Consider the following 15,468-nt stretch of genomic DNA (forward strand, 5'->3'; position numbering starts at 1 on the left):
GCCGTGCGGCCCGGGATTTGAAAACGCAAGATAATTATTTTAACCGGACATAAGGCGTAAGTTCAGGCGGCGTTAACAGCATGACGGACCAAACACCCGAAACATTGCCCGCGGCAGGTTGGAAAGCGGGCGGTTCGGGTGTTTTTGGCAACAGGGGATAACACGCCGTAAAACCGCCAGGATTAAATTTGCCTGTTTATTATTCGGCTTTATTGTGCTAAAATTAAAGGCATGTTATTCAGCAGAAGGCATCAGGGGGTACAAAATGAATTTTGATATTGTTTTTGACCAGGTTTTAATTCTGCTCATTATTATGGTTGCAGGTGTCATTGCGGGCAAGGCGGGCATTATAGCGGACGGCGCATCAAAGAAGTTTTCCGAGCTTTTACTGTATGTGACAAGTCCAATGCTTGTGCTTGGTTCATTTTTCTTTGAATATTCGGCTGAAAAATTCATTAACGGCTTAATGGTGTTTCTAATTGCGACGGTTTTTTATTTTTTCAGCATTTTTCTGTCAAGCATACTGTTCAAGGGTTTTGATGAGAAAATCAAGCCGATAATGCGCTTTTCGTCGGTATTTTCCAATGCGGGTTTCATAGGGCTTCCGATGATGAAGGCGTTATACGGGCAGGACGGAGTGTTTTTAGGTTCTTTTTACATCGTGGCTTTTAACCTTTTTGTCTGGACTTTTGGCTATACCATGTACGGAGAAGCCAAAAAAGGCGACGGTATTAAGAGCCTGATGAAAAAGGCGCTTCTTAATCCGTCGGTTATTGCCGTTTATGTAGGCGTTATCATTTTTGTTTTACGCATACCGGTACCAGAGTCGGTTAAAAGCGCGGTGAATTACATAGGCGATATGACCATGCCTTTGTCAATGCTTATCATCGGCGCACTCATCAGTACCGCGAAAATAAAGGAGCTGGTAAATGACGCCAGGGTATATTATGTGTCGGCGGTAAGGTTAATTTTGATGCCGTTGCTTGCATACGGAATTTTATATTTACTCGGGGTTCCGGAACAAATAGTTTCAATTATTGTTACCGCTCTTGCAATGCCGGTGGCTGCGACCACTACGATCTTTGCCGACCTGTTTGACAAGGATGCGGTGTTTGCATCCAAGGCGGTGATGGTTTCAACAATACTGTCTGTCATTACCGCTCCGGTGATTGTGGCTCTGTTGTAGAATCAGACCTGTCTTTATCACCGAAATAGAACGCTTTTGCTTTTAAAAGCGCAGGGGCAATTGCAACGGTTATAACAATCCCGATTAACAGCTGAATTAAATTCATCGGAACGCTGAAGACCGGAGAGATGGGATTACCGTAGAGGATAAAATCGGCAATATAATATCCTATCACCATTACCGCTCCCGAACTCAGCATTCCAAGAATAACGCCGACGCCGATTCCTTCTATGTTCTTTTTTCTTACCATATACAGTATAATGGCGAACATTATGATTATAACTGCCGCAATCGCCGCCGTTAATTTCCACTGTGTATCCGAAGCTGCGTTAATAACGTTTTCAGGAGTATCTTCAAGAGCGGAAGCCAGGCTGTCCACCGAATAAACCACGGCCCTGGCAAGGGCGTTTTTTATAACGACAAAGAAAGCAACCCATACGGTAACGGTTGTTGCCGCTGAAATTACAATCTCTTTCCTGTTTCTGTGCCTTAGCACCAGTCCCATAACCAATGCCATTGATGATTTGATAATAAGTGTGGGTATTGCCCATTGGGCGTACTGGGAAAGAACATCGGAAAGCATTGAACCCACCCCCGATGCAAATGCCCCGTAAAACGGTCCCAGTATAAGGGTTGAAAGGAATATAAACCCGTCGCCGAGATGAATATAACCATTGACCGTGGGAATTTTTATGATGCTGGTGAACAAATACACAAGAGCCGTCATCAATCCTGTCAGGATAATTTTTCTCAGATTGCCGTTGTTCCCGTTCATTCGTATCATCTCCTTCATTTTGTAATTTCAGTATATTGCCGTCATTTTTTATTGTGATAGAATATAACATATAACTGACCACTATGAAAGTGACAGTTTTTAAAAAATTAAAGGGGACAGTTTATGGTTTTTGAATCGGCCTGGTATGAATACAGGGATACAAGCATGCCCAAGTACGTAAAACTTTATTATTGCATCCGCAGAGAAATAGAGAGAGGAAACATGAAGCCGGGCAGCAAACTGCCTTCGATACGCCAGGTATCAAAGGAACTGGGGTTAAGTTCAACAACTGTTGAAAACGCCTATAACCAGCTTATGGTGGAGGGATATATATACAGCGTACCCCAGAAGGGCTATTTTGCCGCGAGCCTCGATCCTTCGTTCATTAACGTTGACGGTTTCACCGTTAAAAAAGAAGAACGTCATGAGGATATAAGGCTGAAGGATGATTTTCTTGATACCGAAATATTTAATTTCAATGAATGGAGAAAAATTTACAACGTCATAATTCGGGATTTCAGGCCAAGACTTCTCACTGAAGGAGACCCGAGGGGGGAATTTGAGCTCAGACAGGCTCTGGCCGATTATACATACAAAGCAAGGGGGGTTGTTTGCAGTCCGGATCAGATAATTATCGGCTCGGGAGTACAGAGTCTGCTGCATGTGTTCTGTGATATTGCCGCAGGAATGGTGAGACCTGAGGTTGCGTTTGAAGAACCCGGGTTTGTCGATGTCCGTCCTGTGTTCCTGAAAAGGGGCTATAAGCTGCATCCGATAAGCCTTGACAAAGACGGAATAAATATCAGATCGCTGGTTGAATCAAACGCGGCGGTGTGTTACACCAGTCCTTCTCACCAGTATCCCACCGGCCTTGTAATGCCGGTTCAGAAAAGAATGGAGCTTATTAAATGGGCCGACGGTTCAGGCGGGTTTATTCTTGAAGATGATTACGACAGTGAATTAAGGCTTTTCGGAAGACCTGTTCCGTCCCTGTACAGCCTTGACAGCAGCGGACGAGTGGTTTACATAGGCTCCTTTTCAACGGTGATTGCGCCTTCATTGCGTATAAGCTACATGATTCTGCCCGATTGTCTGAACGAAAGATACAAAGATATGGCAAAAGGATACAGATCAACGGTGTCCACCGCAGAGCAGCTCGTTCTGGCCGAATACATAGTTAAAGGGTTATATGCAAGGCATCTTCGCAGAATGAGAAAAAAGTGTTCGGAAAAACTGAAACTTTTATACCATGCCGCTGGGGAATTTAAGGGTCTTCTTAAAATTCATCCGTCGGATACGGGCACGTTTGTGCTGGTTGAAACACCCGGAATGAGAAAAAGCGTTGATATTGAAGCTTTCAGTGAATATTTGACCGGGCTTTGGGACGGATTTTACGTGTTCAATTATGCGGCAGTCAGGCCCGAAAAATATAAAGAAATTTTAGGCCTTTTAATTTAATTTTTTCATTAAGCGCGGGAATATAAATTTAAATTTGAGAAATGTGATTTTTTCTGGTATAATAACCTTAATCAGTCATTTTCTTTCGGGATGAACGCTTTTATTTCCTGCTGTGTCAAGACTTTAAAATTCACTTCATGATTTAGGGCTTTGTTTTTTCTGTTTTCATTCTGCTAAAAAGATAAGTGGCAGTGCAATATTTATTTTCAAGGAAAGCGAGGTTGAGGAATGGAGTATTCAAAAGGGGTAAATGAACGGTTTGAAAGACTCAGGAAGGAGATTGCCGACTACGAGAGCATTAAAGGCACTATACTTACGGGTATTGAGGACTACGAAAAAATAGCGTATCAGAAAAAGAAAATTCTTAAGTACCTGAACGCCACCGAAGAAGACTATAATGACTACCGCTGGCAGATGAAAAACCGTTTTACTTCCTCCAAAGGCCTTTCCGAAATTATTAATCTCCCCGACAAAGATATCGGATATATAAATGCCGTGGCTTCAAAATACCGTTTTGCGGTATCACCCTACTATCTGTCATTGATAGACCCGGAAAATCCAGCCTGTCCGATAAAAAAACAGGCCATTCCGTCGGCGGAAGAGCTTAATGACATGGGCGAACTGGATCCGATGGATGAAAAGGGAACGGCGGTTCATGAAATCATAACAAGAAGGTATCCCGATCGTTTAATCATTAAAGTTACAAATGTCTGCGGCATGTTCTGCAGGTTCTGTCAAAGGCGGCGACTGATAGGCGAAACCGATAAAATTGTTCCGAGATCAAAAATACAGACCGCGATTGAATATGTGCGGGAAAACAGGGAGATACGGGATGTGCTGATAACCGGCGGAGATGCTTTCATGGTATCCGATGAACTGATAGAGTGGATGCTTAAGGAATTAAGAGCAATACCCCACGTGGAGATAATCCGCTTTGGTTCGAGAACACCTGTAACACTTCCTCAAAGAATCACGAAGAATCTTGTCGATATTCTTAAAAAGTATCATCCCGTTTTTGTAAATACCCATTTCAACCACCCGAGAGAAATAACCCCTGAAGCCAAAAAAGCATGTGAGATGCTTGCTGATGCCGGAATTCCGCTGGGAAATCAGATGGTTCTGCTGAACGGGGTTAATAATGATAAGTTTGTTGTAAGAAAACTGAATCAGCAGCTTCTTACAATCAGAGTAAAACCATATTATATTTTTCATCCCAAAACCGTTAAAGGCACAAGTCATTTCTGGGTTAAAATAGAGGAAGGGCTGGAAATCATGGAAAGCCTGCGCGGAAGAACCTCCGGGCTTGCGATTCCCACGTATATTATAAACGGCCCGAAAGGTCTTGGGAAAACACCGATAATGCCGAATTACATATTATACCTTGGTAAGGACAAAGCAGCCTTCAGAAACTGGCAGGGGGAATTTTTCGAAGTTGAAAATTACAGTTCCGGCGGCTGAATAAAAAATGTTGAGTTTTTACAATTTAGAATATATTATTATGATATATCGGTTTTTTGTTTTATAAGTGGTATAATATGTAGAAATTAAGCCTTTGACAGGAGATGAAACAATGGAGAGAACTGAAATAAGGAAACTGTATGAAGACCCGTCCCGCTACACTGTAAGTGAACAGACGGTTTGCGGCTGGGTTCGCACCATCCGCCTTTCCAAAACTTTCGGGTTTATTGAATTAAACGACGGTTCATGTCTGCAGAACCTACAGATCGTATTTGATGATCAGCTTCCGAACTTTATGGAAGTCTCAAAGCTTAACGTGGGAAGTAGTCTTGTGGTAAAAGGCAATCTGGTGCTGACACCACAGGCAAAACAACCTTTTGAGATAAAGGCAACTTCGGTTACGGTTGAAGGAACGTCAACTCCCGAATACCCGCTGCAGAAGAAAAGGCATTCTTTTGAATTTTTAAGAACAATAGCACACCTGAGACCAAGAACCAACACTTTTTCGGCGGTGTTCAGGGTGCGTTCGCTGCTGGCGTATGCCATTCACAAGTTTTTCCAGGAAAACGGGTTTGTTTATGTCCACACTCCCATTATCACCAGCAGTGACTGTGAGGGTGCGGGCGAAATGTTCAGGGTTACCACCCTCGATCTGGATAACCTGCCAAGGAACAATGACGGAGCGGTGGACTTCTCGGAAGACTTTTTCGGCAAGTCAACCTATCTGACGGTAAGCGGCCAGCTTTCGGTGGAAACCTACTGCATGGCTTTTTCAAAGGTTTACACCTTCGGACCCACGTTCAGGGCCGAAAACAGCAATACTGTCCGGCACGCTGCCGAGTTCTGGATGGTTGAGCCTGAGATTGCCTTCGCAGATTTGAAGGACGATATGGAACTGGCCGAAGCCATGCTGAAATACGTCATTAACTATGTAATGGAAAACGCTCCGAAAGAAATGGAATTTTTCAATAACTTTATTGACAACGGCCTTATTGAAAGGCTAACTCTTGTGAAAGATTCACAGTTTGAGCATGTAACCTATACCGACGCCATAAAAATCCTTGAAAAGGCCGATCAGGATTTCCAGTACCCTGTTTACTGGGGATGCGATTTGCAGACAGAGCATGAGAGATACCTGACCGAGAAGTATTTTAAGAAACCTGTTTTTGTCACCGATTATCCGAAAGACATTAAGGCATTTTACATGAGGCTGAACGATGACGGAAAGACGGTTGCAGCAATGGATTTGCTTGTTCCGGGTGTGGGCGAAATCATCGGCGGAAGCCAGCGCGAAGAAAGATATGATTATCTTGAGCGAAGGATTAAGGAATTGGGAATGAAAATGGAGGATTACTGGTGGTATCTTGAGCTGAGAAAGTACGGTACCGTTAAACATGCAGGTTTCGGCCTGGGCTTTGAACGAGCGCTGATGTATATAACGGGAATGCAAAATATCCGGGACGTAATACCGTTCCCAAGAACGGTCAACCATGCCGAGTTTTAATTTATGGGAGACTGAATATGAAGTTTGCGAAAATGCATGGCATTGGAAATGACTATGTATATGTAAACTGTTTTGAGGAAAGGGTTGAAAACCCGTCTGAACTGGCGAGGTTTGTAAGCAATCGGCATTTCGGAGTAGGCTCTGACGGCCTGGTCTTAATCCTGCCCTCCGAAAAAGCCGATTTCAGAATGCGGATGTTCAATTCCGACGGTTCAGAGGCCGAAATGTGCGGTAATGCCATCCGTTGTGTTGGTAAATACGTATATGACAACCGGATGACCGACAAAAAAACTGTAACGGTGGAAACCCTTGCGGGAATAAAGGTTCTGGAACTTTTCACCGGCAAGGACGGAAAAGTGGAGTCCGTCAAAGTGGATATGGGCGAACCCATGCTTAACCCCCGGGACATCCCTGTGGACAGCGGCAAGGAAAAGTTTATAAATGAACCTGTAAAAATCGGTGGCGAAGTATATCACGTTACATGCGTTTCAATGGGAAATCCCCATGCGGTGACCTTTGTCGGGAACGTAAAGGATTTTCCGCTTGAAAAAATAGGTCCGCAGATGGAAAACCATTCCCTGTTCCCGAACAGAGTTAATGCTGAGTTTGTTGAAGTGATAAACAGAAGTTACCTGAGAATGAGGGTTTGGGAACGCGGAGCGGGCGAAACCATGGCATGCGGTACAGGTGCATGCGCCGTGCTTGTGGCCGCGTATCTCAACGGTATTGCCGACAGAAAGGCAACGGTTGAACTGCTCGGAGGCAATTTAACAATAGAATGGGACGAGAATAATAACCACGTGTACAAAACCGGTCCGGCAACCCATGTGTTTACAGGTTTTCTTGATATATAAAACCAGATATTTGACTTTAACGCGGCAATATTTTTTGGTTGTTTAAGATTTGGAGGAAACAGCTATGGCATATGTAAATGAGAATTACCTGAAACTGCCCGGCAGTTATCTCTTTGCCAATATAGCGAGGAAAGTGAATGCATTTAAACAGGAACATCCAGATGCTGACATAATACGCCTTGGTATTGGCGATGTGACGCTTCCGTTGGTGCCGGCGGTAATAGAAGCAATTCACAGAGCCACCGATGAAATGGCAAAAGCTGAAACCTTCAGAGGGTACAGCCCTGAACAGGGTTATGATTTTCTGATAGAGAAAATCATCAGGCATGATTATAATTCAAGAGGAATTGAGTTATCAAAGGACGAGGTGTTCATCAGCGACGGTGCGAAAAGCGATACTGCAAACATGCAGGAAATTTTCGGGCCTGATAATGTTGTCGCTGTAACAGACCCGGTATATCCTGTTTATGTGGACAGCAACGCAATGGCGGGAAGGCTGGGCGATTACGACAGCAAAACGGGAAAATGGACCAATCTTGTATATTTGCCATGTACTGCCGAGAATAATTTTATTCCCGCTCTGCCGGATAAAAAGGTGGACATGATTTATTTATGCTATCCGAATAACCCTACAGGGACCACTCTTACGAAAGAACAGTTAAAAGAATGGGTGGATTATGCAAGGGAAAACAAAGCGGTAATTTTGTTTGACGCCGCATACGAGGCGTACATCACCCAGCCCGAAATACCGCACAGCATTTATGAAATAGAAGGTGCGAAGGAAGTTGCCATTGAGTTCAGAAGTTTTTCGAAAAATGCGGGATTTACGGGTACGAGATGCGCTTATACAGTGGTGCCTAAATCCGTAAAGGGTTATACCAAATCGGGAGAGGCCGTTGAACTTAATGCCCTGTGGAACAGAAGACACTCAACGAAATTCAACGGAGTGGCCTATATTGTTCAGCGGGGCGCAGAGGCGGTTTACAGTGAAGAAGGGCAGAGACAGATTCGTGAAGTAATAGCGTACTACATGGAGAATGCAAGAATAATCCGTGAAGGTCTGGCGTCTTCGGGGCTTAAGGTGTTCGGCGGTGTAAATTCACCGTATATCTGGCTGAAAACACCCGAAGGCTATGATTCGTGGCAATTCTTTGACAAACTTCTGAATAACGCCCATGTGGTAGGAACTCCTGGCGTGGGTTTCGGACCGAGCGGAGAGGGGTATTTCAGGCTCACCGCATTTGGCAGTCGTGAAAACACGGTAAAAGCAATTGAAAGGATAAAAAGTGTCAGGTTCTGAAAATAACGGGCTGCAATGTTGCAGCCCGTTTGTTTTATTTTTTCAGCAATCTTTTTATCATGCTTTCCCGTGCCAGCATTTCTATTCGGTCGTTAAGCGGCTGAAGCGATACGAAGTCCCTGTATTTTCGTTTAAGGGCGATGGTGATCAGTTCATCGGTAAGCCCAGGGTTCTTCGGCAACAGGCTTCCATGGCTGTATGAACAGAAAACGTTTTTATACCTTGCGCCTTCGTATCCGTCTTCACCGTTATTGCCATAGCCGTAGACCACTTTTCCGAGAGGCGTTACCCCGTCGCCAAGATAAGTTTTTCCCGAATGGTTTTCAAAACCCACAACCAGACTGTCGGGCTGTTGATTCAGGCCGTCAATCCTGAATACCAGGTTCCCTGTAAGGCGCTTTTCATGACCTATCGTCCAGTGATTCATGGCACCGAGGCATTCGATTTCGGTACCGTTGCTGAGTTTATAATATTGCCCCATCAACTGATAACCGCCGCAAATGCACAGAAAAACCGTTCCGCATTCCACTGCTTCAATGAGCGGTTTCTTTTTAACAGTCAGAAGGTCCTTGTGCAGAATATCCTGTTCAAAGTCCTGACCACCGCCGATAAAAACAATGTCATATTTTTCCGGCTCAAACGGGTCGCCGATTGAAACAGGGTGAACCTGCACATTAATTCCACGCCATTCAAGTCTTCTGACCAGAGCCTGAATATTTCCGTAATCACCGTACAAATTCAGAAGATCGGGATATAGATGGCAAATGCTGATTTCATACATAAAAATTCCTCTTTCACTGCCAGAAATTCTTCAGTTTAAATCTTTTTTTCAGCAGTTTCCTTATATCCAGCAACGCAGTATACGTCGGAAGTATATAAAGGGTTTCGCCCGCATTAAGCATGTTAAGGGCTGAGTCAAGCATTATGCGGTTATTTTTCTCAATCGTTATACTGTCGGTGAAAATACCCGCATATTTGAGGCACACAGCCATATCCTCGGCCCGTGTGCCCGATACGAAAATTCTCGACACGCGGTTTTGAATTTCCCTCAGCGGCTCGAAATCCACGTCGTAAAGCCAAGAAATATCTGTTCCGTCCGCAAGCCTGTCGTTAATCATAAAGCAGATCACCGATTTTTTCTCAACCGTTGCAAGATATTTCAATACCTGGCTTAAGCCGGTGGGATTTTTAATTAAAATGACCTGTATGTTCTTGTCCCCCAACGGGATAGATTCCATGCGCCCGAAGCCGCTTTCGAAATGAGCGAGCGCCTTTATTGTTTTTTCATGGGAGAACCCAAGCACTTCGGCAAAGGTAACGGCGGCAAGGGCATTGTAAATATTGTACAGGCCGGGCAGGTTTATATGGGCCTCGAAATTTCCCGAAGGAGTACCGATAACCGCCACCGAAAACTCGCCGGTCATTGCGGGTACCCTTACAACGTGCACCAGCGGCTCAGGACGTTCATATCCACATCCCGGACATTTGAAATGCCCCAGGTGGCTGTAAATATGATACAGGTATTCATATCTGGTCTTGCAGTATAAACAGAATGAAGCATCGTTATTTTCGTATGCGCCTTTTTCTTCGCCGGTTTCCTCCGGCTTATCCATACCGTAATAAATGACCGGATTATTGACATTTCTGCCCAGCGACGCACAAAGTGAATCATCGCCGTTCAGTATCAACGTTGTCTCAGGGCTGTTTAATATGCCTTCCCTGACTCTTTCCACGGTAGTGTACAGTTCACCGTACCTGTCAAGCTGATCCCTGAAAAAATTTGTAACCACCAGTACGGCAGGATGTACATATTTCGAAGCCGCACGAAAAGCGGCTTCATCCACTTCCAGCAGGGCAGTGGCCGACGTAGGCAAACCGTTGAGCCTGACATCCGAAATAAGAGTTGTTACAAGGCCGCTTAACAGATTGGCCCCGGATTTGTTTGAAACATATTTAATCTGGTTTTCAGTCAAAATCTGTTCTATAATTCTGGAAGTGGTGGTTTTTCCGTTTGTACCGGTAACCATGATTATTCTGTATTTTGAGCCGAGAATTCTGAGAATTTCAGGGCAAACGGCCATTGCAAGCTTGCCCGGAAGGCTTGTACCGCCCCGGCCGGTAATACGCAGCAGGTGTATTGCGGCTTTACCGATGAAAAGTGCCAAATAAAACAGTATTTTGTTTATTAATCTGTTCATTAACATACATGCTCCTTAATAACGTAATCGGCGTTACACGATTATATATAAGTTTAACCTGAAAATTTTTCCATAAAACAGTATTCAGGCTTAAAATACCGAACGCGAATATTAAACTTCATTTTTGCGAAATTGTCAAACGGATTTTATTGTGGAAATCACAATATTTTTATTATACAATAGTCATAAATGGTATACAATATAAGGTAATTTGCCGGACAGCGTGTTGTTTTGCCTGCAATCGGGTGCCGATGATATTGAAAGATTAGGGGTTGCTGACCGTAGGCATGGGACATCACGTGCAGAGGGGGTTAAGAATTGGACACAGCGGAAAAAAAGCTGATAGAATTATCAGTCGGCGGAGATGTTGAAGCTTTTGAAACTCTGATTCAGTCCCATCAGAAAAAGGTTTATAATATAGCGCTAAGAATGACGGGAAATCCGGAAGATGCTCAGGAACTTGCTCAAGAGGCCATTGTGCGGGCATTTACTTCAATCGGGAAATTCAGAGGTGATTCCAGCTTCTCCACATGGTTATACAGAATAACCATAAACATCTGTACCGATTTTTTAAGAAAAAGGAACAAAGTCACGCTGATTTCCATGGAACAGGGGGCTGCTTCCAATGATAATCAGCAGGGGCTGCAGATTGAGGAAGAATCCCCAGGCCCTGATGGACTGGCTGAAAAAAAGCAGCTGAAGAAACTGGTGAGGGATGCAATGGATGCGCTGTCTGAGGAACACAGGCAGGTTTTGATACTCAGGGATATATTGAACCTGTCATATAAGGAGATTGCGAATACCCTTAAAGTGAATGAGGGAACAATAAAATCAAGAATTAACCGTGCAAGGGCCGGGCTGAAAAAGATTGTAATGCAAAGATCGGAACTTTTTAAGGATTATGTCGTCAAATATGATAGGAAGGGGGGAATTTCATGAACAGGTGTGAATATTGCAAGGAAAATCTGTCGGCCTATCTCGACGGCGAAATGCCGGAGAACGAAAGGAATAACCTGGAAGAACATCACAGGGAATGCGCATCATGTTCCCGTGAGCTGGAGATATTAAGGGCGATTGTGACTGCATGTGGTGAACTGGAAGAAGAATTACCCGACGGATTTGATTCCTCCCTGCGTGTACGGCTTGAAGAAGCACGTAAGGAAATACTGGCTGAAAGAGATAAAAAAGTGAAAGTAAAACTGTTTTCTCAGATTGCGGCCGGTTTTCTTATAGTAATTACCCTTGGGGTCGCGGTGCGTTTTGGGTTTTTCAGCGACAAGTCGATGCCGGAGCAAAATACGGAGTCCGAAATAGCACCTATGGCTGCGGGGCCTACGAGTGTAGAGTTTTTGGTTCCCGAAAGTTCTGAAGATACGTCGGTTAGCGTCGGCGTAAACAGTGCCGAAAAAACGGGAAGCGACAGTGCAAAAAAGCAAGATTTCGCTTATAACAAAAGCATGAAAGTGCAGAACGATGCTGCTGAAGGGGATCAGGAGCCGAAAGACGGTAAAGTCGCCCTGCAGTTTAACGAAAGTGTAGTAAAACCTAAAACCGAGGAATACGATTATGATACCGAGATTGTCATAGTTGTGGATGATATAGACAAGGCAATAAAATCAATAATGGAAATAGATGAGAAAATTGGCATGTCCCGTGAAAATAATTCGGCTTATCTGATGGATTCAATCAACGCATGCAGGGGAAACAGACCGAACGGCTATGTTGAGCTGAAACTGGTTTACAGCAGTGAAGAAGCGCAGAGAAGTTTTGTGGAAGAGATGAAGTCGACCTTCTCCGACATTCAGGTGGAATCAGCCCCTCCCGACAGTAAAGCGAAAGACGAAACCGAATGTATAAAAATCATAATAGAAAAGAAAAAGTAGATAATCCCTTTCCACCGTGATTAAAATAGTGTATTATTGTTATGATAACTCCTCCCTTCGGAGGAGTTCGGTTTATGCTCAGGGACTGTTTCACCCTGAAATACACCGGGAGGGGCAAATGAATCCAAAAATAATCCTTATAGACGGAAACAGTATTTTAAACCGCGGTTTTTATGCCCTGTCGGGGCGATCCATGCTGACTACGTCCACAGGTCTGTATACCAATGCGGTTTTCGCTTTTGTAAATATATTGAACAAATATATCGAAGAGGAAAACCCTGATTATATTGCCGTTGCTTTCGATCTTAGGGCAAAAACTTTCCGGCACGGTCTATATGAGGGATACAAAGCGCAGCGGAAAGGCATGCCCGATGAACTTGCAATGCAGATACCCCTCGCGAAGGAAGTACTGAGGGCGATGAATATTGCCATAATAGAGCATGAAGGTTATGAAGCCGACGATATAATCGGCAGCCTTTCGTTAAAGGCCGAAAAAGAGAATTTTGACGTAATAATCCTTACGGGGGACAGGGATTCTTTCCAGCTGATCAGCGACAGGGTGAAAGTTATCCTGCCTTCGACGAAAGCCGGAAAAACAGAGACCAACGTATATGATAAACAGGCCATCATTGACAAATACGGAGTTTTACCCCATCAGCTTATTGACGTTAAAGGCTTAATGGGAGATTCGTCAGATAATATACCCGGCGTTCCGGGAGTGGGTGAGAAAACGGCGTTAAGCCTTATTTCAGCCTACGGTACACTGGAAGGTGTTTACGAGCATATTGATGAAATAAAACAGCCTAAGCTGAAAGCATCGCTGATTGAATATAAGGATCAGGCGTTTTTAAGCCGTAAGCTGGGTACTATTGTAAGAAATCTGGAGCTGTGTGCTTCGCTGGAGGATCTGAAAAGAAAAGAAATAAACCGCAAAGAGCTTTTGAATGTTTTCAGAAAACTCGAATTTGAAAGTATCATATCAAAAATGAATCTTGCTTCCGCTGAGGTGACAGAATTACCTCCCGCGCCGGAAGAGCTTAAAATAACCCATATTTCAGCGGCAGAGGATCTTAAGAAATGGATTGCTTACCTGCTTAACCAGAAAAACATTTCCGTCCTTCAACTGATTGACCGGGAGGATTCATACAGTTCCCGTCTTTCAGGGCTGGCTTTGTGCACCGGGGATGAGGTTTTTTATATCGAGACCGGGACTGCACTCCCCGAGAATTTGATTGCAACAGAGCTGAAAGAACTGTGGCAGAATGAAAATATTCACAAAATCGGACACAATATAAAAGAATTTATAACCTGGCTGCTGAAACACGATGTTGAACTGAACGGCCTTTATTTCGACACTATGATTGCCGAATACCTGATAGATTCCATAAGAAACGGCTATCCTATAGCAAGCCTTTCTCACAAATACCTGAATCGCAGCGTTCCGTCGCTGGACGAACTTTTGGGCAAGGGAAAGGGAGCAAAAAAGTACTCTGAAATTCCGCCCGAAAGGCTGAAAGATTACAGCGCTTATAACGTCAAAGCCATTTTTGACATATGGCCGATGCAGAAAAAAGTTCTTCAGGAAAACCGGCAGGAGGAGCTTTTTAATGACATAGAGCTTCCTCTTATAACCGTACTTGCCAGTATGGAATACCACGGTTTCAAAGTTGACGCCGCAAAACTTCACGAATACGGCGAAGTTCTTCTGTCACGCATAAAAGACCTGGAAAAGGTAATTTACATGCTGGCCGGTGAAGAATTCAACATCAATTCAACGAAGCAGCTTGGTACCATATTATTCGAAAAACTGAAGCTTCCCGTTGTAAAAAGTACAAAGACCGGATACTCCACCGACGTCGAGGTTCTTGAAGAGCTTTATTACAAGCATGATATAATACCATGCATAATAGAATACCGCCAGCTTACAAAACTTTACACCACCTACGCCGAAGGTCTTGAAAAAGTGATAAATCCTGTAACCGGTAAAATTCATTCAAGTTTTAACCAGACGGTTACGGCTACAGGCCGCATCAGCAGTACCGAACCAAATTTACAGAATATCCCAGTCAGACACGAAATGGGAAGGGAAATACGGAAAGCTTTTATTCCGTCGTCGGAAAACGCTGTTTTTGTTGATGCCGATTATTCACAGATAGAGCTTCGCGTGCTTGCCCATATAACAGGCGATGAAGCCCTGATAAATGCTTTCGTTAAGGGGGAAGATATTCATACGGCCACGGCGTCGCTGGTATTTGACGTAGCTCCCGAAGATGTGACGCCGGAACTGCGCAGAAAGGCAAAAGCCGTAAATTTCGGCATAGTGTACGGGATCAGTGATTACGGGCTGGCACGGGATTTGGGAATTACCCGGAAGGAAGCAAAGCGGTATATAGACGACTATTTTGCCAAATACCCCAAAGTAAAAACCTATGTGGATGAAATTGTGCGGGTCGGCCAGGAACAGGGGTATGTGGAAACTCTGTTCCACAGAAGAAGATACCTTCCCGAGCTTGCATCTAAAAATTTTCACCAGCGTTCTTTCGGAAAAAGGGTTGCAATGAATACGCCCATACAGGGCACTGCAGCCGATATTATTAAAATTGCGATGGTGAAGGTATACAAGGCTTTGAAAGAATCCGGCCTTAAATCCAGGCTTATCCTCCAGGTCCATGACGAACTTGTTATTGAGACTTTTGAAGACGAACTGGAGACTGTCAAGGAACTTGTCAAAAAGTGCATGGAAGAGGCCGTTGAATTGAGTGTGCCGCTTGTTGTCGACGTTTCAATCGGGAAAAACTGGTATGAAGCCTCCTGATATGGTGGCATACTTGGAAGAATTTACTGGCAGAAAC

General features: G+C 44.1%; 12 protein-coding genes. 9 read left to right on the forward strand and 3 right to left on the reverse strand.

The genetic code is table 11. The features are described 5' to 3' along the window. The first annotated feature begins 265 nt into the window (after nucleotides 1–265). Nucleotides 266–1,186, forward strand: a complete 921-nt coding sequence (locus CST_RS04470; protein WP_015358642.1) for an AEC family transporter — start codon at nucleotides 266–268, stop codon at nucleotides 1,184–1,186. Here the strand turns inward: CST_RS04470 and CST_RS04475 are convergent. Beyond that, nucleotides 1,155–1,979, reverse strand: a complete 825-nt coding sequence (locus tag CST_RS04475; RefSeq protein WP_242823593.1) for an ECF transporter S component — start codon at nucleotides 1,977–1,979, stop codon at nucleotides 1,155–1,157. The two genes, CST_RS04470 and CST_RS04475, sit on opposite strands and share 32 nt — an antisense overlap. A gap of 105 nt (nucleotides 1,980–2,084) precedes the next feature. Here CST_RS04475 and pdxR point away from each other — a divergent pair, with 105 nt between their 5' ends. The 5 genes from pdxR to CST_RS04500 all read left to right on the forward strand — a co-directional run bounded on the left by pdxR (nucleotide 2,085) and on the right by CST_RS04500 (nucleotide 8,535). Next, nucleotides 2,085–3,419 carry a MocR-like pyridoxine biosynthesis transcription factor PdxR gene (gene pdxR / locus CST_RS04480; RefSeq protein WP_015358644.1) on the forward strand — a complete coding sequence of 445 codons (1,335 nt, stop codon included), beginning with the start codon at nucleotides 2,085–2,087 and terminating at the stop codon, nucleotides 3,417–3,419. A gap of 228 nt (nucleotides 3,420–3,647) precedes the next feature. Further along, complete coding sequence (locus CST_RS04485) at nucleotides 3,648–4,877, forward strand: KamA family radical SAM protein (RefSeq protein ID WP_015358645.1); 1,230 nt, start codon at nucleotides 3,648–3,650, stop codon at nucleotides 4,875–4,877. Nucleotides 4,878–4,989: 112 nt separating this feature from the next. Beyond that, nucleotides 4,990–6,381 carry an asparagine--tRNA ligase gene (asnS, locus tag CST_RS04490; RefSeq protein ID WP_015358646.1) on the forward strand — a complete coding sequence of 464 codons (1,392 nt, stop codon included), beginning with the start codon at nucleotides 4,990–4,992 and terminating at the stop codon, nucleotides 6,379–6,381. 17 nt (nucleotides 6,382–6,398) lie between these two features. Continuing rightward, nucleotides 6,399–7,235: a diaminopimelate epimerase gene (gene dapF, locus CST_RS04495; protein ID WP_015358647.1), complete on the forward strand. Its 837-nt coding sequence runs from the start codon at nucleotides 6,399–6,401 to the stop codon at nucleotides 7,233–7,235. A gap of 64 nt (nucleotides 7,236–7,299) precedes the next feature. Continuing rightward, nucleotides 7,300–8,535 (forward strand): LL-diaminopimelate aminotransferase, encoded by a 1,236-nt coding sequence (locus tag CST_RS04500; RefSeq protein ID WP_015358648.1) that lies wholly within the window; start codon nucleotides 7,300–7,302, stop codon nucleotides 8,533–8,535. Nucleotides 8,536–8,569: 34 nt separating this feature from the next. Here CST_RS04500 and CST_RS04505 read toward each other — a convergent pair whose 3' ends face one another. Then, complete coding sequence (locus tag CST_RS04505) at nucleotides 8,570–9,316, reverse strand: type 1 glutamine amidotransferase (RefSeq protein ID WP_015358649.1); 747 nt, start codon at nucleotides 9,314–9,316, stop codon at nucleotides 8,570–8,572. 13 nt (nucleotides 9,317–9,329) lie between these two features. Beyond that, on the reverse strand, nucleotides 9,330–10,733 hold the full coding sequence (locus tag CST_RS04510) for a MurT ligase domain-containing protein (RefSeq protein WP_479694034.1): 1,404 nt from the start codon (nucleotides 10,731–10,733) through the stop codon (nucleotides 9,330–9,332). 318 nt (nucleotides 10,734–11,051) lie between these two features. On the opposite strand from CST_RS04510, the gene CST_RS04515 reads away from it, so the two are divergent. The 3 genes from CST_RS04515 (at nucleotide 11,052) to polA (ending at nucleotide 15,431) form a co-directional block, all read left to right on the forward strand. After that, nucleotides 11,052–11,672, forward strand: a complete 621-nt coding sequence (locus CST_RS04515; RefSeq protein ID WP_015358651.1) for an RNA polymerase sigma factor — start codon at nucleotides 11,052–11,054, stop codon at nucleotides 11,670–11,672. Beyond that, nucleotides 11,669–12,616 carry an anti-sigma factor family protein gene (locus tag CST_RS04520; RefSeq protein ID WP_015358652.1) on the forward strand — a complete coding sequence of 316 codons (948 nt, stop codon included), beginning with the start codon at nucleotides 11,669–11,671 and terminating at the stop codon, nucleotides 12,614–12,616. Before CST_RS04515 ends, CST_RS04520 begins: the two co-directional genes overlap by 4 nt. Nucleotides 12,617–12,734: 118 nt before the next feature. Then, a complete protein-coding gene (polA, locus tag CST_RS04525) occupies nucleotides 12,735–15,431 on the forward strand; it encodes a DNA polymerase I (protein ID WP_015358653.1) in 2,697 nt (898 codons plus the stop codon). Nucleotides 15,432–15,468: the final 37 nt, after the last annotated feature.

The sequence above is a fragment of the Thermoclostridium stercorarium subsp. stercorarium DSM 8532 genome (assembly GCF_000331995.1).
Taxonomy (GTDB): domain Bacteria; phylum Bacillota; class Clostridia; order DSM-8532; family DSM-8532; genus Thermoclostridium; species Thermoclostridium stercorarium.

Excerpts from the sequence above, each read along its gene's own strand:
- asnS (WP_015358646.1), top strand. The coding sequence starts at position 4,990 with ATGGAGAGAACTGAAATAAGGAAACTGTATGAAGACCCGTCCCGCTAC.
- CST_RS04500 (WP_015358648.1), top strand. The coding sequence starts at position 7,300 with ATGGCATATGTAAATGAGAATTACCTGAAACTGCCCGGCAGTTATCTC.
- CST_RS04475 (WP_242823593.1), bottom strand. The coding sequence starts at position 1,979 with ATGAAGGAGATGATACGAATGAACGGGAACAACGGCAATCTGAGAAAA.
- CST_RS04505 (WP_015358649.1), bottom strand. The coding sequence starts at position 9,316 with ATGTATGAAATCAGCATTTGCCATCTATATCCCGATCTTCTGAATTTG.
- pdxR (WP_015358644.1), top strand. The coding sequence starts at position 2,085 with ATGGTTTTTGAATCGGCCTGGTATGAATACAGGGATACAAGCATGCCC.
- CST_RS04470 (WP_015358642.1), top strand. The coding sequence starts at position 266 with ATGAATTTTGATATTGTTTTTGACCAGGTTTTAATTCTGCTCATTATT.
- dapF (WP_015358647.1), top strand. The coding sequence starts at position 6,399 with ATGAAGTTTGCGAAAATGCATGGCATTGGAAATGACTATGTATATGTA.
- CST_RS04510 (WP_479694034.1), bottom strand. The coding sequence starts at position 10,733 with ATGAACAGATTAATAAACAAAATACTGTTTTATTTGGCACTTTTCATC.
- CST_RS04520 (WP_015358652.1), top strand. The coding sequence starts at position 11,669 with ATGAACAGGTGTGAATATTGCAAGGAAAATCTGTCGGCCTATCTCGAC.
- CST_RS04485 (WP_015358645.1), top strand. The coding sequence starts at position 3,648 with ATGGAGTATTCAAAAGGGGTAAATGAACGGTTTGAAAGACTCAGGAAG.
- polA (WP_015358653.1), top strand. The coding sequence starts at position 12,735 with ATGAATCCAAAAATAATCCTTATAGACGGAAACAGTATTTTAAACCGC.